Genomic DNA, 24,026 nt, shown 5'->3' on the forward strand with positions numbered 1-24,026 from the left:
CTTATAACTAAGTAAGTTAATTATAAACTAAAAATATAAAAGTGAAAATATTTTGATTTTGATATAATAAATAAGCCGTTAAAACAATAACCCACTAACCTGGTCAGGACAGAAATGGAGCAGCCAAATGAGGAAGTGTTGTGTTTAACGGTTTTTTTATTTGCATAAAAAACACTCTTAAAGTAGAAATTGGTACAATAATACTTAAAGGAATATATGAGTCAAGAGCAAAGTTTATACTATAAAACGGAACAACAAGAAAGTGTTGATTTATTTATAGATTTAATTTTTCCACATATCCAAGAATGCAAAATGGTTTTATTACAAGGTGATTTAGGTGCAGGTAAAACCACTATTGTTAAGTATATAGCTCAAAAACTCCAAATTAAAGATAATATCACTAGTCCGAGTTTTTCATACATGAAAACATATCCTGGATTAGTCCATATTGATTTGTACAATTATAAGGGCGATCTGGATGAATTTGAGGATTATTTTGAAGATAATATTGTTGCAATTGAATGATCAAATTTAAAGAAGTTAGCATATCAGAAATATGTTTTAATTGACATTAAAGTTAATAATAACAAAAGAGATTATCAAGCTTGGGTGGTGAAATAATGAATGTTTTTCTTGATACAGTCGCAAGTGATTTAGTGATTATTTTATTTGATGATTCTTTTCAAGTTCACAATTATATTCACGTTATTGGAGTTAAAAAGAAAGTAGAATTACTTACAGAGCAATTTGATAGTTTGCTAAACAAGCATAATTTAAAGTATCAAAATATTGAGAAATTTTATATTAATAAAGGTCCTGGATTTTTTACTGGAGTACGTATTGCTTTAGTTTTTGCTCGCACCATTGCATTATGAACCGGAGCTCAAATTTATACTACTAATTCATTTTTGATTTTAAATAAACAAATTATAAAAGATACTTTCGTTTTAGATGCAAGTGGTGGTAAAAAATACTTATTACCTCAAAAAATGCTAGAAAACAGAAATATTAATCATATTCAAAACAGCATTAAGGTTGAAAAAAGTGATCAACAAGTTGATCAAATTAATTATCAATTACTAATTGATAATTTTGCAATCTATCAAGATATTTTTACACAAGAAAAATTATTGGATATTACTCCGCTATATATAAAAATGCCCCAGATTGGAGAAGTATAAAATGACCATTTTAGGAATTGAAACTTCACATGATGATACATCAATTGCTGTTTTAAGAGATGGTCAGGTTCTTGATATGTGAACGATTTCTCAAATTGATATTTTTGAAAAATTTGGTGGGACTATTCCTGAATTAGCTTCCCGTGAGCATGTTAAAAACATTTCACTAATCCAAAAATTAATCATGGAGAAATATTCTCAAAGTGATTTTGATTATGTTGCTTATACTAAAGAACCAGGATTAATAGGAACCTTACAAATTGGGTATTTGTTTGCTTTTGCTACAGCAAAAACTTTTAATATTCCACTAATTCCGATTAACCATTTGCATGGGCATTTCTTATCGGCCGCATTAACCAATCAAATTACTTATCCAGCACTTTGTTTATTGGTTTCAGGTGGGCATACCCAATTAATTTATGCAACTTCGCATTCGAATATTGAAATTATTGGTGAAACTTTAGACGATGCAGTAGGAGAAGTGTTTGATAAAGTGTCTTCTCGGCTTGGAATTGGATTTCCTGGTGGTCCATTGATTGATAAGATTTTCCAACAATATAAGGGTGAATACATTGATTTCACCATTCCAAAAACAAAAAATGAATTTGATTTTTCATTTAGTGGAATTAAAACCCAAGTTCTTAATTATCTTAATAAGCTAAAAATGAATAAAAAAGAAATTAATACTCAACAAATTGCTGCTAGTTTTCAACGCATTGCCATTGAATATTTAATTCAAAAAACTAATTGAGCACTCAGCAAATACAAAGTTGCTTCATTAGTGCTTGGAGGAGGAGTTTCAGCTAATTCACATTTAAGAGAAGAATTTGTTAAACTTCATCCAAATACTATTATTCCATCAATGAAATATACCACTGATAATGGAGCAATGATTGCTCAAGTTGCTTATTTAAATTTGACAAAAAAATAGGTTTTTATAAACCTATTTTTTAACTAATTGATTGAGCTCTTTCACAACCTCTTGCGGTCTTTCAGTGATAATTGCATGTCCAGTTTTTGCAATTATTTTAGTTGGGATTTGATATTTATTTTTAATCATTTCCATTTGTTCTGCAGGAGTAAATCTATCTGTATCCCCACTAAATACTTGCACATTAGTAGCATTTGCATATAAATTAGCTACAACAGTTGATCGATATTCTTTACTCATTATTTGTTCAGTAACCATATATTGGAATTTATTTTTCTTAATAGTATACCCTTCAGGAGTTCCTTGACACAAGTATTTAGCAACTGCTGAAACTTTCGGGGTTTTTTCATAAAATAAATTTTCGCAAGCATCAATGCATCCTGCTTCATCATCAGGAAGCAATCATTTAACTACATCTTCTATTTGCTCATTTATACTTAAGAATTCATTAAATGGGGATAAAAGTAAAGTTTTTTTAACTCTTGGTTCTTTATTTAAAGATAAAGCACTTGCTGAACCAAGAGAGTGAGAGACCAAATAAATATCTGTTTCGTTTTTTAGTACAGTATCTAAAAAATTTTTAACTAAATCAAAATATTGTTCTAAAGTGATATCTTTTCCTGATGAGCTATCTCCACAACCCGGAAAATCTAATGCTGCAAATCTAAAATCACGTTGCAATCTTAATAAAGGTAAAAATGTTTTATATGTACCACCAAAACCATGGAAAAATAAAACAAGCGGTTTATTTAAATCAGTTTCGTTTTCATAGTGATAAGCTATTTCAAAATTGTTAATTGTTACTTTGTTCATATTACTCAAAAATTAATCCTAAAATTTCTTCCTTTTTAATTCCACCAAAATAATCATTTAGATTAATTTGGTCTAATATTTTTTCAAATTCTTCTTTCTTAAATTCAATTCCTTTAAATAAGTTAATAACACCACTTATTTCTTTTAAGCTCAAAAAATCACCTTCGAACATAATATCATCAATTTTATTTTCAGAAACGTTCAATTTAACAGTTAAAATTCCATTTTCAAACTTTTTAGTGTTTTTTGCCTTAAATTGTGGATTTTTACCATAAATTCACTCTTCTGACGAACGGAAAGCAATTAATTTTTTTAAATCTTTATCGTATTTATCTAAGGGAATTTGCTCCAACGTTGCACCAAAATTATCAATAAAATATTGAATTAATCCATCAATAAATTCGTGCACGCTTAATGGATAATTTAACTCATGAGCAATGTTAGTCACTCTTTGACGAGCTGATTGAATTCCTTTAGATTCCATTTTAAGTTTAGAAGGATTTAATGCATTTGATAACTTAGTTAAATCAACGTCAAACAAGAGTGTTCCGTGAGAAACAATTCTTTTTCCTTTGATAAATTGTGCATTTCCGCTAATTTTAGCTCCATTACACAATAAATCATTTCGTCCATGAAATTGAGCATTTAGCCCAAGTGAATTTAAGTAACCAATGATTGGATTAAGGAAGTTTTCATAATTATTAGTTTTATCATTATCTTTGATAAAACTAAAACTAATATTCCCAAGATCTTCATAAACCGCCCCACCACCACTCATTCGGCGAGCTAATTCAATTTTATTTTTCTCAATATAATCACGTTTAATTTCTTGGTGAGCGTTTTGGTTTCTTCCAATGATTACAGCATTTTCTTGTTGGTATAAATATAAAATATCTCCTGTTTGTTCTGAATCTGCAACAATTAATTCTTCAATTGATAAATTAACATATGCAGAATAGCTTTTACTAAAGTAAATCTTCATGCTAGTTTAATTATATTAAATTAGCAGTTTAAAAAGTATCTATTTATAAAGAAATAAAAAACACAAAAGAAAAAATTGTGTCTTTTGTGTTTTTGTTCTAATAATTATTCAAAAATCAAATCTAGAATTTCTTCTTTTTTAATTCCACCAAAATAAATATTTAAGTCAATTTTATCTAAAACTTGTGCAAATCTTTCTCTTTTAAATTCAATCCCTTTAAACATATCAATAACATCAGTCATTTCTTTTAAGCTTAAAAAATCACCTTCGAATAAAATGTCATCAACTTTATTTTCAGAAACATTTAATTTAACGCTTAAAATTCCATTATCAAACTTTTTAGCAGCTTCAGCGTGGAATTTTGGATTTTTTCCATAAATTCAATCTTCTGATGAACGAAGTTTTACTAATTGATCAAGATCTTTTTGGTATTTATCAAAAGGAATCTCTTCAAGTTTAGCACCAAAATGTTCAACGAAGTATTTTACTAATCCATCGATAAATTGTTGAGCATTTATTGAATAATTTAATTCTTTAGCAATGTTAGTCACTCTTTGACGAGCTGATTGAATTCCTTTAGATTCCATTTTAAGTTTAGAAGGATTTAATGCATTTGATAACTTAGTTAAATCAACATCAAATAATAAAGTTCCGTGTGACGAAATTCTATTTCCTTTGATAAATTGTGCATTTCCGCTAATTTTAGCCCCATTACACAATAAGTCATTTCTTCCATGAAATTGAGCATCTAAACCAAGCGATCTTAAATATCCAATAATTGGAGTGAGGAAGAGTTCATAACCACTATTGTTTTCTTTATCAGTAATAAACGCAAAATTAACGTTTCCACGGTCGTGATAAACAGCTCCTCCACCACTCATCCGACGAGCCAATTCGATTTTATTTTCATTAATGTAATCACGTTTAATTTCTTGGTGAGCGTTTTGGTTTCTTCCGATAATTACAGCATTTTCGTTTTGATATAACAATAAGATATCTTCAGTTTCTTTAGGGTCGCTAACAATTAATTCTTCAAGAGGTAAATTTGTATATGCAGAGTAGTTTTTACTTACGTATATTTTCATGGTTTATATTATATTAAAAATTCAATTGATATAAATAAATTTAGCAGTTTAGATAAAATTGTGCTAAAATTAAAACATTATGGCAGAAAAAAGAGATTATTATGAAGTTTTAGGAGTTTCAAAAGGAGCGAGTGCTCAGGAAATTAAAAGCGCTTATCGTAAATTAGCAATGAAGTATCATCCAGATAAATCAAAAGAAGCTGATTCAGAAAAGAAAATGCAAGAAATTAATGAAGCGTACGAAGTTCTTTCAGATGAGCAAAAAAGAAAGAATTATGATCAATTTGGACATGCAGGAGCTAATGCTCAAGGATTTGGTGGAGGACAAGGATTTTCTGATTTTGAATCTTTTGGTGGATTTGGTGATTTCTTCCAAGATCTTTTTGGTTCATTTTCAGGGTCTTCACGAAGAAATTCAAATGCACCACGCAAGGGAGAAGATAAGTCATTATTGTTTGAGATTTCGTTTTTAGATGCATATAATGGATTTTCTGAAACTAAAAAATTTCCAAAATATGAACTTTGTTTATTCTGTAATGGAAGTGGTGCTGATTCAAGTGAAGGAATTAAAACATGCACTACCTGTGGTGGTAAAGGACATGTTCAAAAACGAATCAACAGTATTTTCGGTGCTCAAATAGTTTCAAGTGAATGTCGCTCTTGTTCAGGAACAGGAAAAATAATTGTCAAACCTTGTTCACATTGTAAAGGACAAAAATACATCAAAACCCAAAAAGAAATCAAAATCAACATTCCAGCAGGGGTTAATAGTGGAGTGATGCTTAAATGTACTGGATTTGGTCATCCAGGAGATAACGGTGGTCCAACCGGAGATTTATATTTAAAAATTCATGTAAGTCCACATAAATACTTTTTAAGATCAGGAGATGATTTAATTTTAGATTTTCCAGTTTCATTTGCAGATATTTTACAAGAAAAAGTTGTTGAAGTACCAACTCCAAATGGAGTGCAAAAAATTCAATTGAAAAAATCATACCTTGAACCCAAAACCATTTCTCTTCCAGGTCTTGGATTTAAACACGGAAGCAGAACTGGAAGCATGAAATTAAACTTAAAAATAGTCATTCCTGATTATTCTTCAAGACAAAGAAAAGAAATCAATAAGATTTTAGAAAATATTCAAGATACAGTAAATCATGATTTTGTTAAAATGGTGAAAAAAGCAAGTTAAAAGAACGTTTTACGTTCTTTTTTTAATATAATGTAAATAGCATTTGAACAAGGAGTAAAATGAAAAAAACAGTTATTATTGGTAATTGAAAAATGAATAAAACTTTTAGTGAAACTAAATCATTTTTAAGCGAATTATCAACACTTTTAGAACAAAATCAAAATCAAATAATTAGTAATTTAGACTATGCAATTGCTGCACCATTTACAAATTTAGCCGCTTTTAATCCTCAAAAAAGTACATTAAAATTAGCAGCTCAAGATGTTTCGCAACATTTAGCTGGAGCATACACTGGGGAAGTTTCAATTAGTATGCTTAAAGATTTAAATGTTTCTTATGTAGTTCTGGGACACTCAGAAAGAAGAATGTATCATAATGAAAGTAATGAATTAATTAATGAAAAAGCTAAAGTTGTATTACAAAATGGATTAACACCAGTGATTTGTGTTGGTGAAAGTTTAGAGCAATACGAACAAGGAATTACTAAAGAAATTATTCAAGAACAAATTGAAAAATCTTTACAAGATTTAGATTTTTCAAAAATTATTGTTGCTTATGAACCAATTTGAGCAATTGGTACTGGAAAAGTAGCGACTCCTCAAGTTGCTCAAGAAGTGTGTCAATTTATACGTTCAATTACTAGCAAAGATTTAATTATTCAATATGGTGGAAGTGTATCACCAAGTAATATACAAGATTTACACTCACAAAAAGATATTGATGGGTTTTTAGTTGGTGGTGCTTCACTTGAAGCAAGCGGCTTTGTTAAATTATTAACTCTAGGTAAATAATTTCTCATTTAAAGGATAAGTGGTTTATTAAATAAATCACTTTTTTATTACCTTTATTTAAAATTCTTTTCAGTTTTTAAACACCTTAAATTAATTGAAAAAAATTAAGCAAAAATTTTTTGAAAATATAAATTAATACTATAATTATTACGATGTAAAAATAAGAGTGATGTTGACTAAAAACATCAAAAAAGACTATTTTTTATATCAAAAACAAAAGAAATGGAAAAAAAGTTAAAAAGTATAATTTCCGAAAATTCAACACAAATAAATGAATTTGATAATCTAAAAAACATTCTTTTTTACTTATTGTTTCCATTAATAAAAATACAAAAACAAGGAGACAAAAATGTCACACTGCGGATGCAAAGATAAAGAAAAAGAACAAGAACAAAAACAAGCTTGTTCAATGAAAAAAGAATCTTGTCCAAAAAACGGAGAATGCTCTAAAGAAAGCACTTGCGATAAAGGTACTTGTCCTAAAAAAGAAGAATCTTCTTGCTCAACAGGTACTTGCTGCAAATCAATGGACAAGTAATAAAAAATAGCATAATCAATGCTATTAAAGAATTAAATTATTAGAGCAGGAAGTTCCTGCTCTTTTTTGTCTTTAAAACAAGGTAGACTATTTATATTGTATTATGAAATTTTATTTATTGAACCAAATTCTTGATGAAAAAATTGAAAATGGTCTGGGTGAACGTATAAAGTTCCTGCTATCGAAATAGATTCAGTGTCATATCCGTAAAAATTAATAACTACAAGCTTTTCAAATCCAAATTTATTAACATCTTGATACTCTAAAAAGTAAATAATGTTATTGAGCATTTTTACTTCGACTAAAGTATCAGTGATTGATTCATTTAAATTAATTCCAGGAATAAGGTCAAATAAATTATTTGACACATAAGTAACTCCTTCAGCGATTTTAACACCATTTTTAAAATACTCTTTTTCAAAAGCTCGGAAACCATTAACAAAAATAACGTTTTTGGTTTCAAATCACTTAGGAGCTTGTATTTGGTCAGTTACTTCAATTCCTTTTTGTTGGTCACATTTGAGCATGTACGAAAGTGGTTTAATCAAATTGTGAAAGTTTTCAGCCACAAAATGACCACGTTTATTGATTGAATATACAGCTCCCAAGGCAGCAAGTTTATTATAAGCACTAACTACCACTCCTCGCGAGCAATCAAAGCGATTCATCAGTGAATGTTCAGAAGGCATCACTTTATTTACCGGAATCTTTTTACTCTTAATTAACTCGAGCAAGTAATCGATAATTTCTTGTGTTTTACTAATATCATTTCTTGAATCTTTCATTTTTAAATTATATTAAAAAATACTAATTAATAATAAAAATGTGGATAGAAGAAAAGCAACTAAGTAAACTAGGACAAGTTTTTTAGACTTTAATAAAAAATATTATAAGCTTCTCAAATTTCTTGAGGAGTTTTTCATTTTAATATCGATTGAAATCGTTCGTTGTTATATCAGTCGATATATTTTCCTATTAATGATTTTAATTCTAGAAAATCAATTTTATTGTAATTTATATGATTTAACAACTCAGTTTTTATAATCGAAAAGAAGTATTCAACTTCCTTATTATCAAGTGAGTTTCCGATTCGACTCATTGAAATAATTCCTTTGTTTTCTTTTACTATTTCTGAATAAATTTTTGAAGAATATTGAAAACCATGATCAGAATGAATGATTCAATCATTTTTAAATTTAATTTTTTCAATGTGAGAGATCACCAAATCAACGTCGTTAAATCTACTAAGTTCTCAACTTAGTATTTTTTTAGTTTTATGATGAATTGCCACTGATAAGAAAACATGATTTTGATTTAAATCTTTTGGTGACTTTATATATGAAACATCAGTAGCAACAATATTAGCTAAATTTCCATTATAATCTCTTCTCACTAAATCAGGAAATCTTACATTTGTGTTTTTAATTTCTCTTTTTCTTTTTGCTTTTCTAACAATGCAATAAAGTTGCAATTCGTTCATAATTCTCCCGATTTTTCTGTAGTTTATGTTTTTGTTATATTGTTTTTCAATATACTTTTGGAGTCTTTTTCTTCCATAAATCATGTCATTTTCATGAAACGCTTTTTTGACAATTCTTTCTTTTTCAATTTCTTCATCACTTTTAGGTTTAGGTTTGCTTTTAAGTTGATAATAATAGGTTGATCTTTTGATTTTAAAAACATTAAGAAGTAACTTTTTCGGAGAACTACTCTCTTTAATCTTTTCACTTTTAATTTTTATTTTATTTTCATCAATTGTTTCTTGCAAAATTCTTATAATCTCAAGCAAATCTTCACGAGAAGCATCGTTTAAATTTGTTGATTGTTTTCTTTTCGGTCTCCCACTACCTTTACCTTTTTTAGGTGATTTGCCAGTTTTGCTATAAATAACGTTAGGATTTTTTAATAAAAGTTGATACTTTTTTGATGCAGTTCTAAAAACTTCAAGGTCATTAAAATTTTTCCCAAACTCTTGGGTCGCAATTTCGACAAGTTGTTTTTTTGTGATTTCAAAAGTTCTATATTTTTTGTAATATTCAAAATATTTTAATCATTGTTCCGGAGTAAATTGTTTCATATGATTCCTCTAAATAATTATAAATAAAAGGACAGGATGTGTCCAATTTTCCTGTCCTAGTTTATTCCATTATTAATTTGATTTTTATTTATTTTTATATTTTTAACTCTAAGTTTAATATACAATTGAATTCCTAAATATATCCACCAGATTCAATGATCTTTTTTAGCTATTTGAATGATTTGATTTTTTGGTTGAATCTTTTTTATTATCACAAGAAATGTGAAAATAAAACAAATTAAACAATTAGCAAAAGAACTAGTTATAAGGTCAGATACTAATTTGTTTGATATAAAATGAGATTCAAAAGAAATGATTAAGACTGATGTGAATAACATTTGAAATTCAATTCAGATATCTAATCATAGGTCTTTTGGACTGTGTTTTAACCTTGAATTGAAATATCAATATTTTTCTCAAACTAAAAACAAATTACTTAAAAGTCGAAAGCATTTTTTTCTTCTTAATAGAGATATATTATTAAATCAATTCGACGGTGATAAGCAAAAAGCAAGAGAACTTCATTATTTAATACTGGTTTACTCTAATTATGATGAAGAATATTTTTATATTCCTACTTTTAAAAAAGAAATTCAATATTTTTTAGAACTTGAAAAATATTATACTTTTACTGAAACAAACAAATAAAAAGCTATTCAGGATTATCATAACAAAGATACAAAATGATAATTATTTTATTTTAAAATTTATAAAATATTTTAGTAATTTACTTGCTTACTTCTATTGTTAATATAATTAAAGTGCATTATTTAAATAATCTAAAAAATGAAAGAGGTATATGTATGAAAAAAATATTATTCCAAATCGGTGAGCCTATTTCTAATGTTGTTCAATTATCTTCGGTTGTTTCTCATAATATTGAAACAAAAAATCTTTCACAAATACAAAAAGAAATCAAAACACTAGATAAAAAATTTATTTTAGAAGCTTCAAATGAAATAGAAACCAAAAATAGAAATATTTTTAACAAATTAAGTAATTCACTACTAGATAAAAAAGATTCTGATAAAAAAATAGCAGAAAAACTAAATGAATAAACCTGGACACGTAAATTGGAGAGCGTGTCTTTTTAATTTATAATTAAAACGAGGTATATTATGAGTCAATTGAAACCTGAACAATGATTAAAGTGGTTTGAATATTATGAAAAGTATCAAAATAACGAAATATCAAAAAGTGAATTTAAGTTTATCTCTATAAAGGAATTTAATAAGAACTTTCAAGATGATCAGATAAGAAGATATTTCAATCGTAAATACAATGATTTTTTAAAAAACAATGATGTGATTTATAGTAAAACTGGTAAGTCACCCAAAAAAGGTAAAGGTAGTGGGAGACCAAAGAAAAAACAAAAAATCGATTGAACCAAAGTTCCTATGGATCAGATAATTAAAATTCTTGAAATTTACGAAGAAACATTCGAGGAAAACAATATAAATGTTGACATTAGTAAAATAGAAAAGAAGGGAATTTGCAAAAAGCTTGCATTTAACCAATTTAGAATTAGTTCGTCAACTTATTATTATCAAATTAAGAATAAGCAAAAACCAATCAAGCACAACACAAAACAATTGCAAATAGAAGAAATTATTACTAAATCTTTCTTTGAAAACAAAGAAAATTATGGAAGAGAAAGATTATCTGTTTATATTAAAAGAAGATACAATATTTACATAGAACCCAGAAAAATCGGGCGAATCATGAAAAAATTAACTCTTATTTGTCAAATTAGAAAAGCAAGAAGAAAACTAGAAATCAAAAATACAAATGTACAATATCCAGATTTAGTAAAAAGAGATTATAACGGAAAAAGTGCAAATATAATAGTACTGATGTGACATATATTAAAGCACCAAATGACGTGAATGAAAATCACGTTTATTTATCTGTAGCTATTCATCATCGAACTAAAAAAATTATCAATTGACAAATTGGTAAAACAAACGATGTTAACTTAGTATTGTCTCATATTAAAAACATTAAATTTAATGATAAATGAATCATCCATTCTGACCATGGGGTTCAATATTCTTCTAAACTCTTTGTTGATACAATTAAAGAAAATAACGGAATAATATCAATGGGTAGAGTCGGAAATTCATTAGACAACCGAGAGGTAGAATATTTCTTTTCAAACATTAAAAGCGAATGTTTGAATAAATTAAATTACAGCAAAATAAATTATCAAGAACTTAAAAATGAAATAGAAAATTACATCAATTGATATAACACTGAACGATATCAATCAATATTAAAATGAAAAACACCTCAAGAAGCTTGAGGTGAAACTATAAATATTTAAAAGATTCCAAAAAACTTGTCCAGGTTTAAATATTGAAATATCAAACAATCTTATTTCCTTTTTTAATTAAAAATTCAATGTTGTTAATCCCTTGAATAAAAAGCGGATTAACAACTAAATTGTGTTTTATACTAAATTTTACTTTTCTCAACACAATATTTAATATATCTTTATTGACAGATCTAATAATTCAGCTAAAAAGATAAAAGAAATCACAAAAACCAAAAATTAACAAGTTTACACCTATTGAAAAACCAAGTAATATTTCGTTATTCATTATCACCGCACCTCGTTATAATTTATCATCATCTTTTTATTATCAAACACAAAGTATGGAGCATTAAAATTATCTATATCATAGATATAAATATACATAATTGATTTTGCATTAACTCCCAAATTTTCTTTTATAGCTGATTCATTAGTAATTATGGTTTTTCAATTTTTACTAAAAATACTTTTACTAATTATTGTAAAAAGTCTTCCTTGCATCACATTTTTAGGAAGTTTGTTTTTAGTTTCTGCTTTTATATTTTTAATCACAAAAGAGTTTGTTTGCTCTATTCTTTTCTCTAGTTGTTTAATTTTATAAAGAAAAAATACCATAAATCATATTGATCAAATATTAAAAATAAAAAAACATAGTGGAACAATTATGTTAATAGTTAAAGCTATATTAGGATAAATTAAGTTCCCTATAATTAAAAAAGATATATAAGCAATGAAGGTCAAAAATTCCATTATTAACTCATAATAAATTCTTCTTTTAGTTCTTTTGATTTTTCTTAAAAAGTCAAAAATTCCTTGCTTGAACTTTTTATCAAGTGTTCATTTATTAAAGTTAAGTCTTAATTTTTCGATTAATATGTCAATTAAATGAATGTAAAACTTATATCTAAACAAAGTATCTAATCCAAATAATAAATGACAAAGACTCGAAATGGTGCAAAAAAATGTTATTACCAGAATTGTTATTGTTTCATTATCACTCATATAAACACCTTTTTAAGTAATATCTAATAAATTATATTATCTAACTCTTTGATATCTTATTTTAAAGTTATCATGTTTTATACATGTTTTTGGTTTACGACCTAAGACAAACTATAATATTTTTCAAGTTCTAAAAAATACTTAATATTCTCTTTATATTTAGGATTATAAAATTCATATTCCTTGTAATTAGAGTATACAAGCATTAAATAATGAAGTGCTCTGGCTTTATATTTATTTCCGTTAAATTGATTTGCTAGTATATCTCGGTTAAGAAGAAATTTATGTTTTTTATCACTAAATAAAGATGATGTTTTTTTATCGTAATAATGTAAATGTGTTTCAAAATTTGTATCAATATCTAATAGATAATAATTTGTTGTTTTAAGGGATTCTCAAATATTTGTTCTATGATTTATATTTATTTTTTGGAAGTTAAATTTTGTATCAAATAATTGAAGTTCTGGATTTACCAAAAGTTGTTTACTTAATTTTCTTATTTGCTTTATTTTCACATTTCTTAGGATAATAAGACAAACTCAAGCAGAAAATCAAATCAATCAAATTCCAAAACCAACTCAGTTGATAGCTTGTATATAAATAGAAATGAAATTGTAAATAATGCCTAAACTTAAAAAAATTAAAATTAAGGAAAATCAAAGAAGCAAAGGAAGATTTCAATAGAAAATAGTTTTGTTTCTTTTTTTAATCAATCAATCAATATCATCAAGAGCTTGAATGAATAGTAAATTAACTGGTATGTTCATTTTTATACTAAAATTAATTTTTTTTAAAGCTATTTGGAGTATATCTTTATCTAATTTTCTAAACCAGTTCAAAAAAATAATAATAATTAAATACCAAATAAAAACCATAATGTTTAAAAAAATAGAATAAATTCCTAAAAGAGTTTCGTCTATTATCATTCAACCTCATTATAATTTGTAAGCATTTCTTGATTATCAAAAACAAAATACGGAGCACTAAAATTATCAAGATCATATATATAAAGATACATAATTGATTTTGCTTGTTTACCCAAATATTCTTTAACGGTACATTCATTTAATATGATTGTTTTTGTTTTCTTAGAAAAAATTCTCTTAGTTACAATGATAAAGGAAAGCCCTTCGTATTCATTTGCTGTGTATTTGTATCTTGCTTCTGGCTCAATTTCTTTAATATTAAAATAATTCTTTTCCATAAGAACCTTTTCTGTTTGTTTGATTTTAAAAATAAATATTATTAAGAATAACACTCATCAGAGATTTAAAAGTGTTAAAAAAACAGGAATAAAAATATCGAAAAACAAATAAAAATTAGGATAGACAATATTTCCTCAAATTAACAAATATATTGATAAAATCAAAATGCAAAGTTGGAACCCTAAATCTCTATATGCAATTTTTTTATTTCTTTTTATTTTCTTTAAAAAATCCAAAATACCTTGCTCAAATTTTTTGTTAAACATTAATTGGTCAGAATTAATTTTTAATTTTAGAAGCACAAGATCAATTAAGTTAATTAAAAATTTAAATCTCAAAAATCAAGGGAATACAAAAACTAGAAAGTAAAATACTAATCCAGTAATACTAAATGCAAAACTAAAATTCATATTTTAAAATTATTAACCTAAATTATCTTCTTTGATTTCGTTTTTAATTGTACGAATATAAAAACCTTTTTTTCTATCATAAATTTTTTCAAGGTTTCAAGCTCTTAATTCTAAATCTGTGTATTCAAGCATTTCGTCAATTGTTTTTTCTTCTTCTGTTTCAAGGTTTTTAAAAACAAGATTTTTACCTCCGGTTCCTCCATTTCAATAATAGTTGGTTTGAACAGTTTCGTCAGTAACCACTCATTTATATTTTTTTAATTGTTGTAATCTTGAAAACATTTCTTCTAATTTTGTATCAAATTCTTTCTCAAGTTGGTCAATTTGACTCATTTCTTTATTTATTGATGAAATATCATCAAATCCTATTCCCACTTCTAGAAGGTCATTAGTAATAGAAAAAACAGCTCAACCTTTAGCAAATGCACTAGCTTTTTTAAGACCCATCTTATCTCATCACTTAAATTTTTTATTTTTAATGTTTTTAATTACTCTATTTGAATCATAAGCTGATTTTCTAAAAGAAACAGTAGCTCATAAATAAGCGTGAACTTTCTTTCATGTAATATTATTTCCACCTTTATTCCCTGTAAATTCTGAATAATATTCTAATTTTTTCTTAGAGATATCTATATTTTTGTCGATTTTATCTATCAATAAATTAACAGCAATTGAACCAGTAGAGGCCGCAAAAGACAAAAACACTGCAGGAGGAAAGAAAAAGGAAAAAACAGTGCAAACTACAGACGTAAATCCTAGACCTATATTTGTTCATGTTAATATTTTTTTAATTCTATACAAGTTTTTTAAGTTATTTTCAATTTCTTCTTTAAGTATTGCAATGTTTTTTGAACTTTCCTTCAGTTCGTTATATTCAACTAAAAACTTTTTAGAATTTATTTCACCATCTATAAGATTAACTTTATAACTTTTTTCTTTGTCCACAACTGTTCTATGAAAGCTCTTTTGGAATTTTTTGTTAATTAATTCCTTGTTCTCCAATTCTTTTTTTATTTTTAAAGAATATTTTCTAATTTGTGTTTTAAATTCATTTAATTGATTATCTGTTACAGGTAAATACAATTCTTCATTATATTTTTCTTGTGAAATAAGCTTTTCTTTTAATAATTTAGCTAAAAGTGTATTTTTAAATTGGGTTAAATTATCTTTTCCGAATTCTCTACTAATTTTTAACGATGATACTTTTTTATCTAACATTAAATCAGTCAATTTATCAATAGTTTTTTCATTTGTTTCTTTTAATTCTTGAGATAATTCTTTTAAAAACTTTTCTGCATCAAATTTCTTAGGACTTGATATTTTGTTAATATTATTAGTATCAATGTTATTAGCAACAACAGATGAAACCTGAGCAATATTAGCAACAGGCTCTCCTATTTTTAAGATATTTTTCATCTCAGATCTCCTTTGTTGTTGTGTTTTTTTATACAAAAATTATATTTTATAAAATAAAAAAACGAAAAAGGTTTGTTACCATGATTTAATAATAAAAAAATAGAGCAATGCTTAAAAACAGTGCTCTAGTTCAAGAAAAATCATATTTTGTTTGTAATTTAGATTGTAAAATTTTTCGTTCTCATAATTCGAATATATTATCATTAGACAATGTGTTGCCCTAGCTTTTTGTCTATCGCAATTAATTTCATGCGCAAAAGATCGTTTAAACCTGGACATATGTAAATTGGATTAAGCCCAGGTTTAATTTATGTTTTTCCTTGTTTATTTAAATAAAATTATAATATTTTTCAAGTTCTAAAAAATGTTTAATATTTTCCTTGTATTCAGGATTATAAAATTGTTCTTGTTTTTGATTTGAGTATATCAACACGAGATAATGCACAGCTCTTGCTTTGTGTTTATCACCATTAAATAGTTCATTTAAGAAATTTCTATCAAGTAAAACTGTTTGTTTACATGATTTGAATAGTGCGTTTTTTTTCATTGAAAAATAATATTCCCTTAATTCAAAATTTCAATTTATACCAGGTGAAAACGCAGATAAACCTTTAATATTTTTAATTAGGCTTATCGAGTTTGAACAAGCTTCATTTTCATTTAAATTTATTTCAAAATCAAATAATTCAGATCGGTTACTTATTTTTAGTTTTCTAGTTAGTGTTTTTAGTTTTTGTAATTGATTATTGCTTGTTCAAATTCGATAAGCTAACCACACACTTTTTAACATTCACATAAGAACATACAATCACTGGATATACATTAAAAAAGAACCATCAAAATTGTTCATTAAACTTCAAATTAGAAAAATAATTAGAGATATAAAATATCAAAATCAACTAAAATTTAATAAAACAAATTTCATGTTTTGTTTTTTAACTAAATATTGAACACTATTTATAGCTTGAATAAAAAGTTTATTGGTTAGTAAATGATTTTTTATGATGAATTCTTGTTTTTTCACAGTTATTGCAAGTAGGTCATTTCCTACACTTTTTGTTCATGTTTTTACAAAAAGCATTGTACTAATCACGGTAAAAAATGAGCTCGTAAAGAAAATTAATGCATATAAAAATACTGGACTTAATATCATTTTATTTCCTTATAATTCTTGATCATTTCTTGATTATTAAACACAAAATAATCTTCCTTGAAATTATCAATATCGTATATATAAATGTACATGATTAATTCTGCTTGCTTACCCAAATATTCTTTAATTAAACTTTCATTAATGTACATGGTTTTGGTTTTTTTAAAAAGTAAACTTCTTGCAACTATCACAAATAATTTATCACTTGGTTCATAAGAAATGCGTTTTTGTTTCTTTTCAACCTTAACTTCCTTTCAGTTGAAAACTTTTTCTCTTTTTATTGCTTTATGAAATTTATAAATTTTAAAAATAAAGAGAAATAAGTAAATATTTAGTCAAATATTCACTATTAATAAGACTGTAGAAATTAATAAAGTTGCAATTAATCAGATTTCAGGATTATTAATATTTAAATAAATAATAAAAATCACAGAAAGTATTAAAAAAGATAAATGAAAAAAGAGTTCTAAAATAGCGATCCGTTTATGATATTTTAACTTAGCAATTAAAGCATATATTGATTTTTTTAGTTTAATATCTGATTTTCACTTTTCTTTATTCACTGATATTTTCTTGATTAAAAGATCAATAAAATAAAGATGAAATTTACAATTATCATAATATGAATTTATACGAAATAAGACAAAATAACCAAGATATGAAACATAAAAACCCACAGCTAAAAAAATAAAAAAAGTTTCCATATTTTAAATGATTTTATTATCCTAGATTATCATCTTTTGTTTTATTAGGAAGTGTTCTTATATAATATCCCTTTTTAGAATCGTGAACTTTTTGTAAACCTCAAGCTTTAAGTTCTCAATTACTATATTCAAGCATTTCATCAATAGTTTTTTCTTGGCTAGTTTGAAGGTTTCTGAAAACTAAATTTTTTCCACCTCTTCCACCGTTTCAGTAGTAATCGGTTTGTGGTGTTTCGTTAATAACCACCCATTTGTATTTTTTTAAGTTTTCCAAATTTGAGCAAATATCAATAATTTCTTTATTAAGTTTTTCTTCCCTTTTATTAATTTCTGATATTTTATAATTTATTCCTTTTAATTCTTTAGCACCAAACGCTACTTGTGCACTATCGTTAATTAACGAAAATAAAGCAAGACCTTTTGCAAATTTAGTCGCATTTTTAAAACCTTTTAGATTGAACCATTTTTTCTTTTCGGTATACACTTCAACAGACTCCCAAGAAGAAAAAACGGCGGAATCAAATGATCATATATAACTATGAAACATTACCAAAGTATCTTCTAGGCTGTCATTTTTTGAAACCATTTGTGAATATCTTTGCAATTTTTGTTCAGCAAGTCTAATATTTGTTTCTAGTCCTTTAATTCTAGCAGTAATTATTATTGAAGATACAGAGCTTGCTACAGAAACAAAACTTAATCAAGGAAAAAAGAATGAAAAAATGGTGGAAGCAATTGAAATAGCACTAACTGCAATACTAGCTTTAATTCAATCTCTTTTTACTTCACTTCAGTATTTTAAATTATCTCTTATTTCATTTCTAATTTCAATAGCTTCTTTAGCTTGTTTATTCATTTTATCATATTCAAGTGAAACTTTTTTAGAGTTTTGCTCTCCCTCAATAATATTTAGAAAGTATTGTTTGGCCTTATCAAGCTCAACCCTTTCGTATTTTTCTTTAAATTCTTTGGTTTTTAAAGGATTCACCAAAACTTCATTTTTCATTTCTAGTGAATATTTCTTAAACTGTATTCGAAATTGCTTAAGCATATCATCTGAAATATTCAAATTTATATGTCTTTCATAATCTTGTTGAGAAATTTTCTTTTCTTTTAGTAATTTATCTAAAAAAGGCTTTGCAAAATCTTTCACATCTTCTTTTTGAATTGTTTTACTAATTTTTGTAGATGATATTTTTTTGTCTAACATTAAATTAGCGAATTTATTAAGTGTATCTTTATTTTCCTTTTGTAAGTCTCTTGATAATTCTTGAAGAAATTTTTCATCAATAATATTTTTGTTTTGCGAATTTTTAACTATATTTTTCGAATCTAAATTATTAGCAACAATCGACGATAATTGTGCAACGTTAGAAATAGGTTCACCAATTTTTAAAAATAAATTTTTCATTATACAATCCTTTAAGTTAATTTTATTTTTATAAATGAATTATATTCAATAATAAAGAGGAAAAAGTAAAAACACCTCTTTAAATATTTTTTTACTTAAATTAACTTGATTATAATTTTGATGCATTAATTGGTTTTCAAATATAAAATATAGAGAATTAAAATTATCTATATCATAAATAAAAAATACACCCCTTTTAAGTTAGTATTTGCTGTCTAACTTTTGGGGTGCATATCATTTCTTAAAAATAATATACAAAAGTTATGTTAATTTTAATAACAGCGTTCCAAGCTGAGAAAAAAGTTGATATTTTGTTTGTAATTTAGATTGTAAAATTCTTCGTTCTCATAATTAGAATATATAAGTATCAGATAATGTGTTGCTCTAGCTTTTTGTCTGTCTCAATTAAATTTCATGCACAAAAGATCACGATTTAAAAGTACCTTTTGCTTATTTTCTTCAAACAAATCTACATCTTGAAAACCTTTATATGTTCCAGCAAGATTAGCAGTAAGTTTTATGCTATATATAATATTAGGTCAATCAGGATAATTTTGAATTGAGCCTGTATGTTTTGAATTTGATGAACTTATTTCATTTAATTTTAAATCAAATAAGTTCATTTTTGAGCTAACTATTAATTTTTGAGTTAATGTGTTCAATTGTTTAAGCTTATTTACTCTAGAAGAAACAAAATAAATTCATCAGACTAATTGAATTAAAAAGTAACCAAAAAACAATAAGTAACCAATAAAATATCCAAGATAAACAAAATTTAAGCTAATCATGTAAATCATAAAACCAAGTAAAGCAATTCAATATCCAAAGATAAAAAACACTTTAATTATAATTCTTTGATTAGTTATCTTCACAATTCATGAGATTGCATGGATTCCCTGAACAAATAAAGGATTCACTTGAATGTTGTTTGCTAATGTAAATTTTACCTTCTTAATAGCAATTAATAAAAGATGATTTTCAAGTTTTTTTCATCAAAAAATTCCAAAGATTGACAACGAAAAGATGAAAAATAAGAGACCTACAACAAGTCATATTATGTAAGTTATATCCATTGAATTTCCTCGTAATATTGATTCATTAATTTATGTTCACACACAAAGTATGGTGCATTACAATTGTTTATATCGTATATGTAAATGTACATAATATCCTTTGCATTATCTTGGAAGAAATTCTTTATTTTCTCTTCACTAATAATTCAGATTTTTGTACGCTTGGTAAAGGTATCTTGAACTACTCAAATGAATAAAGAACCAGGAATATAGGCCTGATTCTCTTTAGGGATTTTATTTGATTTTTGAGTGTTATTTTTGCTTCTTTTCATTAGAATAATGTTGTATTTTTTAGCTAGTTTTTCAAATCTACAAATTCTTAAAAGATTTAGACTTGAATAAATAACCAAAAACCCTGTTAACGGAATTCCTCCTGAAGTGGAAAATGCTATATTAAATACTATAGCGTAATCTGAATTAATAGCATTAAAAACAGTCAATATAGCAACGTAAGAAATAAAGATAGGCAAAAAACTAAAGAAAATAATTGAATGAATTTTCTTGCTATATTTAACGGTTTTACTAAAACAAGAAATGGAATTTATAAACATTGAATCTGAAATTCATTGTTTTTGATTGAAATTCATTTTTTGAATAATTAAGTTTACAGCACATGTGCACGCTCTTAATTTTGGAATATATTTAGTACCTAAAAAAATAATTATATAAGGAAGAATAATCGAAAAAAAAGCGATCAGAATAGAAAAAATAAAAGTATCCATATTATCCTAAGTTATCTTCTTTAGTCTTATTTGGAATAGATCTGATATATCACCCCCTTTTACGATCGTGAACTTTTTGTAAACCTCACTCTCTAAGTTCTCAATCACTATATTCGAGCATTTGACTTAGAGTTTTCTCTTCTCCGGTTTGTAGGTTTTTAAAAACTAAATTTTTTCCACCTCTTCCACCTTTTCAATAATAATCGGTTTGCGGTGTTTCGTGAATAACGACTCATTTATATTTTTTCAAATTATCTAGTGATTTTAAAAATTCGGAAATAACTTGATTAAGTTCTTGTTCTTTCTTATTTATCTCTGCGATTTTTTGATTTTCATATTCTAATAAAGAAGTGTTTCCGGCTATATTATTAGCATTTTCTACTATAGAATAAAAAGAAAAAGGTTTATTTAAAAGTTTATCTCTTAAATTAACTAAAATTTTAAAAATAATTTTTGTGCCACCTATCTTCTTATCAATATAATTTAGTAACCCCTCATCTGAATCTTTTTTATCATCTTGTTCCAAATCTTTATCATAAATTGTCTGAATTGATTTTCACCAATTGTCATTTTCAGTGATTAATTTATCATATTCTTTTATTTTCTGCTCAGCATTTCTAATGTTATCGTTAATAGCTGAAATTCTTAAATCCAAAGTAACAGAACCTCCAAAATCCGCAACCGTACCAACTACTGCACTTAAAGGAAAAAACACACCTATAACATTAAAAACAGTAGTGGCAACACCTAAACCTAAACCACCTTTAATCCAATCCCTCTTTACCTCGTGTCAATATTTTAAATTGTTTTTTATTTCATCTCTTATCGATATAATATTTTTAATTTGTTTATTTAAATTTTGATATGAAACCGCAAAAGATTTTGAATTAACTTCATCTTTAATCAAATTCACTTCATATCCTTTTTCAAGATCTGATGAAACCCTATTATAATCGGACTGAAAATTTTTAAGACCAATTAAAGGAACCCCTAATAATTGGATCATAAACATAATATTATCTATTAATAAAAATATTAATTTTTCTAAATTTTCAATCAAAAGAATATTCTGTTTATCAAAAACTTCATTGTATTTTTGTTGAGTTATTTTATTTTCTATTAATAATTTATCAAGAATTGTTTTAGCAAAATCATTTACTTCTTTCCGATCTAATTGTTTCGCTATCTCTTTACGAGTGATTTTTTTCTTTAAAGTTAAATTAGTAATTTTTTCTATAAAATTTTTGTTTTTAGTTTGAATTTCTTTCGAAAGTTCTGAAAGAAATTTTTGATCTATAGTTTTGTTTATTTTTTCGAATTCGAAAAAATTTTTTGTATTAATGTTAGTAGAAACAATTGAAGATAATTGTGTTACACTAGAAACTGGTTCACCAATCTTAAATAAAATTTTATTCATGTTAATAATACCTCTTTTCGTTTAATATAAATTTGTCATTATATTGGTAATTATATTTTTTAAAACAGTAATATTAAATTCTTTCAAATATTTCATAAATCAAAAAATACTTTAAAAATTCATAATTTTAAATTCTTAAGAAATTTCTTCACTTCAATTAACTTGATTATAATTTTGATTCATTAATTGGTTTTCAAACACAAAATATGGAGCATTAAAATTATCCATATCATAAATGAAAATATACATAATCTCTTTAGCGTCTTGTTGGAAAGCATTTTTTAATTTTGTCTCATTAATAATTAAAGATTTTCTATTCTTTCAAAAACGATCTTTAACAGAACAAATAAACAAAAGACTCGAATGGTTGATTTTTAAATTATTTCTTTTTGGTGGGAACACAAATTTTAATCTAATGCTTTTAATATCTGCGTTAATATCTGCTTGGATATTTTGCTTTTGAATTATTTTTTGTAATTGAAATATTTCTCAAATATGAAAAAATAATAAAATGACTCAAAAAGTAGAAAATAAAGGACCAAAACCTCCAAACGAAATCCAGGCAGTGATTCTTTGAGATGGGTAAAATAAATAAAAAAGAATTAGTGCAATAATATAACAAAACAAAAAAACAAAATTAATAATCAGAATTAACAAAAGTTTTTTCTTAACCGTCTTTATATGAGCTCAAAAAACAGAAATTGATTTTTTTAGTAAAGGATTTAAAAACCACTTTTTTTGATTAAAATATATTTTTTCAAAAAGAAGATTTAATATTAACCTATAAAAAGGTAATTTAGATATGATATTTCGTGCAAAAAGTAAAGGTACGATACAACAAAAAGACACAATAAACAAAACAAACAAAGTTATAGCTGTGTTCATAAAAATGTGCAACCCTTTCTTAATTTCAAATCATATAAAAAATTAATCTTGATAATATTTTTCTAATTTTAAAAAATAAAGCATATTATTTTTATAATTTGAGATATAAAATTCTTGATCTTGGTAATTGGAATAAACCAACATTAAATAGTGAACATATCTAGCTTTTTGTTTATTAAAATAAAATTTATAATAAAGAATATCTCGGTTTAAAAATACCATTTGTTTATTTTTTCTAAATAAATCATCACTATAATAAGCTCTATATGTTTTTCTTAATAAAGAATTTTTGTTTATATTACGTAAATATTCATCCCCATCTTGAAAGTTTGATGTTGTTCCTGTATGATGTAAGTTTTGGAGATTGTCTAATTCTAAATCCACATCAAATAATAAAGCATCATTATTAATAGTTAATTTTTGCTTTAATTGATATATTTGTTTAATTTTGATAGTGTTTCAAAAAATAAAGAATATTAGCAATATCATTCAACCAACTAAACAAACAAAGGATACTATAACAAATATAATAACCCTCAATTCAAATGATTCATTTAATATAAATCATATGAAAAAACAAACCAAAAGAACAATGTTTAGAGTAGCGAAAAAAGTTATAAAAATTAATTTTGTCCGAGTTTTTTTGATAAGAAGATAAATTTCTTCAACACCTTTAATAAAAAAACGATGAACAGAAAAATTTTGAGATAAAACAAAATTAATT

Annotated in this window: 25 protein-coding genes, 1 other RNA gene and 1 pseudogene; 10 read left to right on the forward strand and 17 right to left on the reverse strand. The window is 25.5% G+C overall.

Annotated elements, in window-relative coordinates:
- Positions 1 to 67 precede the first annotated feature (67 nt).
- From ffs to tsaD, 4 genes are all read left to right on the forward strand, one after another.
- Positions 68 to 164, forward strand: an RNA gene (gene ffs / locus AC1RP9_RS00570) — signal recognition particle sRNA small type.
- A 52-nt stretch (positions 165 to 216) separates the two neighbouring features.
- The gene (gene tsaE, locus AC1RP9_RS00575; RefSeq protein ID WP_481822464.1) at positions 217 to 621 is read left to right on the forward strand and encodes a tRNA (adenosine(37)-N6)-threonylcarbamoyltransferase complex ATPase subunit type 1 TsaE; all 405 of its coding nucleotides are present in this window, start codon (positions 217 to 219) and stop codon (positions 619 to 621) included.
- Positions 621 to 1,181 (forward strand): tRNA (adenosine(37)-N6)-threonylcarbamoyltransferase complex dimerization subunit type 1 TsaB, encoded by a 561-nt coding sequence (gene tsaB, locus AC1RP9_RS00580; RefSeq protein ID WP_481822465.1) that lies wholly within the window; start codon positions 621 to 623, stop codon positions 1,179 to 1,181. Before tsaE ends, tsaB begins: the two co-directional genes overlap by 1 nt.
- Before the next feature lies 1 nt (position 1,182).
- The gene (gene tsaD / locus AC1RP9_RS00585; RefSeq protein WP_481822466.1) at positions 1,183 to 2,112 is read left to right on the forward strand and encodes a tRNA (adenosine(37)-N6)-threonylcarbamoyltransferase complex transferase subunit TsaD; all 930 of its coding nucleotides are present in this window, start codon (positions 1,183 to 1,185) and stop codon (positions 2,110 to 2,112) included.
- 12 nt (positions 2,113 to 2,124) lie between these two features.
- Here tsaD and AC1RP9_RS00590 read toward each other — a convergent pair whose 3' ends face one another.
- The 3 genes from AC1RP9_RS00590 to lplA (AC1RP9_RS00600) form a co-directional block, all read right to left on the reverse strand.
- Positions 2,125 to 2,925, reverse strand: coding sequence for an alpha/beta fold hydrolase (locus AC1RP9_RS00590; protein WP_481822467.1), 801 nt, complete (start codon positions 2,923 to 2,925; stop codon positions 2,125 to 2,127).
- Position 2,926: 1 nt separating this feature from the next.
- The gene (gene lplA / locus AC1RP9_RS00595; protein WP_481822468.1) at positions 2,927 to 3,907 is read right to left on the reverse strand and encodes a lipoate--protein ligase; all 981 of its coding nucleotides are present in this window, start codon (positions 3,905 to 3,907) and stop codon (positions 2,927 to 2,929) included.
- A gap of 104 nt (positions 3,908 to 4,011) precedes the next feature.
- On the reverse strand, positions 4,012 to 4,992 hold the full coding sequence (gene lplA / locus AC1RP9_RS00600) for a lipoate--protein ligase (RefSeq protein WP_481822469.1): 981 nt from the start codon (positions 4,990 to 4,992) through the stop codon (positions 4,012 to 4,014).
- A 79-nt stretch (positions 4,993 to 5,071) separates the two neighbouring features.
- Here lplA (AC1RP9_RS00600) and dnaJ point away from each other — a divergent pair, with 79 nt between their 5' ends.
- From dnaJ to AC1RP9_RS00615, 3 genes are all read left to right on the forward strand, one after another.
- Positions 5,072 to 6,184: a molecular chaperone DnaJ gene (gene dnaJ / locus AC1RP9_RS00605; protein WP_481822470.1), complete on the forward strand. Its 1,113-nt coding sequence runs from the start codon at positions 5,072 to 5,074 to the stop codon at positions 6,182 to 6,184.
- Between the two features lie 59 nt (positions 6,185 to 6,243).
- Entirely contained in the window at positions 6,244 to 6,975 is a 732-nt protein-coding gene (gene tpiA / locus AC1RP9_RS00610) for a triose-phosphate isomerase (RefSeq protein ID WP_481822471.1), read from the forward strand.
- 349 nt (positions 6,976 to 7,324) lie between these two features.
- Entirely contained in the window at positions 7,325 to 7,513 is a 189-nt protein-coding gene (locus tag AC1RP9_RS00615) for a hypothetical protein (protein ID WP_481822472.1), read from the forward strand.
- Between the two features lie 101 nt (positions 7,514 to 7,614).
- On the opposite strand, the gene AC1RP9_RS00620 is transcribed toward AC1RP9_RS00615, so the two are convergent.
- Positions 7,615 to 8,298, reverse strand: coding sequence for a winged helix-turn-helix domain-containing protein (locus AC1RP9_RS00620; RefSeq protein ID WP_481822473.1), 684 nt, complete (start codon positions 8,296 to 8,298; stop codon positions 7,615 to 7,617).
- 89 nt (positions 8,299 to 8,387) lie between these two features.
- Positions 8,388 to 9,590: an IS3 family transposase gene (locus AC1RP9_RS00625; RefSeq protein WP_481822474.1), complete on the reverse strand. Its 1,203-nt coding sequence runs from the start codon at positions 9,588 to 9,590 to the stop codon at positions 8,388 to 8,390.
- Between the two features lie 222 nt (positions 9,591 to 9,812).
- Between AC1RP9_RS00625 and AC1RP9_RS00630 the strand changes: the two genes are divergently transcribed.
- From AC1RP9_RS00630 to AC1RP9_RS00640, 3 genes and pseudogenes are all read left to right on the forward strand, one after another.
- Positions 9,813 to 10,238, forward strand: a complete 426-nt coding sequence (locus AC1RP9_RS00630; protein ID WP_481822475.1) for a hypothetical protein — start codon at positions 9,813 to 9,815, stop codon at positions 10,236 to 10,238.
- Positions 10,239 to 10,393: 155 nt separating this feature from the next.
- Positions 10,394 to 10,648: a hypothetical protein gene (locus AC1RP9_RS00635; RefSeq protein WP_481822476.1), complete on the forward strand. Its 255-nt coding sequence runs from the start codon at positions 10,394 to 10,396 to the stop codon at positions 10,646 to 10,648.
- Between the two features lie 60 nt (positions 10,649 to 10,708).
- Positions 10,709 to 11,913: pseudogene (locus tag AC1RP9_RS00640) on the forward strand (IS3 family transposase).
- Between the two features lie 276 nt (positions 11,914 to 12,189).
- On the opposite strand, the gene AC1RP9_RS00645 reads toward AC1RP9_RS00640, so the two are convergent.
- The 12 genes from AC1RP9_RS00645 to AC1RP9_RS00700 all read right to left on the reverse strand — a co-directional run bounded on the left by AC1RP9_RS00645 (position 12,190) and on the right by AC1RP9_RS00700 (position 23,791).
- On the reverse strand, positions 12,190 to 12,906 hold the full coding sequence (locus AC1RP9_RS00645; protein WP_481822477.1) for a hypothetical protein: 717 nt from the start codon (positions 12,904 to 12,906) through the stop codon (positions 12,190 to 12,192).
- Between the two features lie 101 nt (positions 12,907 to 13,007).
- Positions 13,008 to 13,421: a hypothetical protein gene (locus AC1RP9_RS00650; protein WP_481822478.1), complete on the reverse strand. Its 414-nt coding sequence runs from the start codon at positions 13,419 to 13,421 to the stop codon at positions 13,008 to 13,010.
- A gap of 404 nt (positions 13,422 to 13,825) precedes the next feature.
- Positions 13,826 to 14,377: a hypothetical protein gene (locus AC1RP9_RS00655; protein WP_481822479.1), complete on the reverse strand. Its 552-nt coding sequence runs from the start codon at positions 14,375 to 14,377 to the stop codon at positions 13,826 to 13,828.
- Between the two features lie 156 nt (positions 14,378 to 14,533).
- A complete protein-coding gene (locus AC1RP9_RS00660; RefSeq protein WP_481822480.1) occupies positions 14,534 to 15,937 on the reverse strand; it encodes a hypothetical protein in 1,404 nt (467 codons plus the stop codon).
- A gap of 328 nt (positions 15,938 to 16,265) precedes the next feature.
- On the reverse strand, positions 16,266 to 17,090 hold the full coding sequence (locus AC1RP9_RS00665) for a hypothetical protein (protein ID WP_481822481.1): 825 nt from the start codon (positions 17,088 to 17,090) through the stop codon (positions 16,266 to 16,268).
- Positions 17,081 to 17,653 carry a hypothetical protein gene (locus AC1RP9_RS00670; RefSeq protein WP_481822482.1) on the reverse strand — a complete coding sequence of 191 codons (573 nt, stop codon included), beginning with the start codon at positions 17,651 to 17,653 and terminating at the stop codon, positions 17,081 to 17,083. Before AC1RP9_RS00670 ends, AC1RP9_RS00665 begins: the two co-directional genes overlap by 10 nt.
- 157 nt (positions 17,654 to 17,810) lie before the next feature.
- Positions 17,811 to 19,205 (reverse strand): hypothetical protein, encoded by a 1,395-nt coding sequence (locus tag AC1RP9_RS00675; protein WP_481822483.1) that lies wholly within the window; start codon positions 19,203 to 19,205, stop codon positions 17,811 to 17,813.
- Positions 19,206 to 19,477: 272 nt separating this feature from the next.
- Positions 19,478 to 20,278: a hypothetical protein gene (locus tag AC1RP9_RS00680; protein ID WP_481822484.1), complete on the reverse strand. Its 801-nt coding sequence runs from the start codon at positions 20,276 to 20,278 to the stop codon at positions 19,478 to 19,480.
- Entirely contained in the window at positions 20,269 to 20,865 is a 597-nt protein-coding gene (locus AC1RP9_RS00685) for a hypothetical protein (RefSeq protein ID WP_481822485.1), read from the reverse strand. Before AC1RP9_RS00685 ends, AC1RP9_RS00680 begins: the two co-directional genes overlap by 10 nt.
- Before the next feature lie 136 nt (positions 20,866 to 21,001).
- The gene (locus AC1RP9_RS00690) at positions 21,002 to 22,417 is read right to left on the reverse strand and encodes a hypothetical protein (RefSeq protein WP_481822486.1); all 1,416 of its coding nucleotides are present in this window, start codon (positions 22,415 to 22,417) and stop codon (positions 21,002 to 21,004) included.
- 135 nt (positions 22,418 to 22,552) lie between these two features.
- Positions 22,553 to 22,819 (reverse strand): hypothetical protein, encoded by a 267-nt coding sequence (locus AC1RP9_RS00695; protein ID WP_481822487.1) that lies wholly within the window; start codon positions 22,817 to 22,819, stop codon positions 22,553 to 22,555.
- Between the two features lie 525 nt (positions 22,820 to 23,344).
- Positions 23,345 to 23,791: a hypothetical protein gene (locus AC1RP9_RS00700; protein ID WP_481822488.1), complete on the reverse strand. Its 447-nt coding sequence runs from the start codon at positions 23,789 to 23,791 to the stop codon at positions 23,345 to 23,347.
- Positions 23,792 to 24,026: the final 235 nt, after the last annotated feature.

Source organism: Mycoplasma sp. 3686h (genome assembly GCF_056781225.1).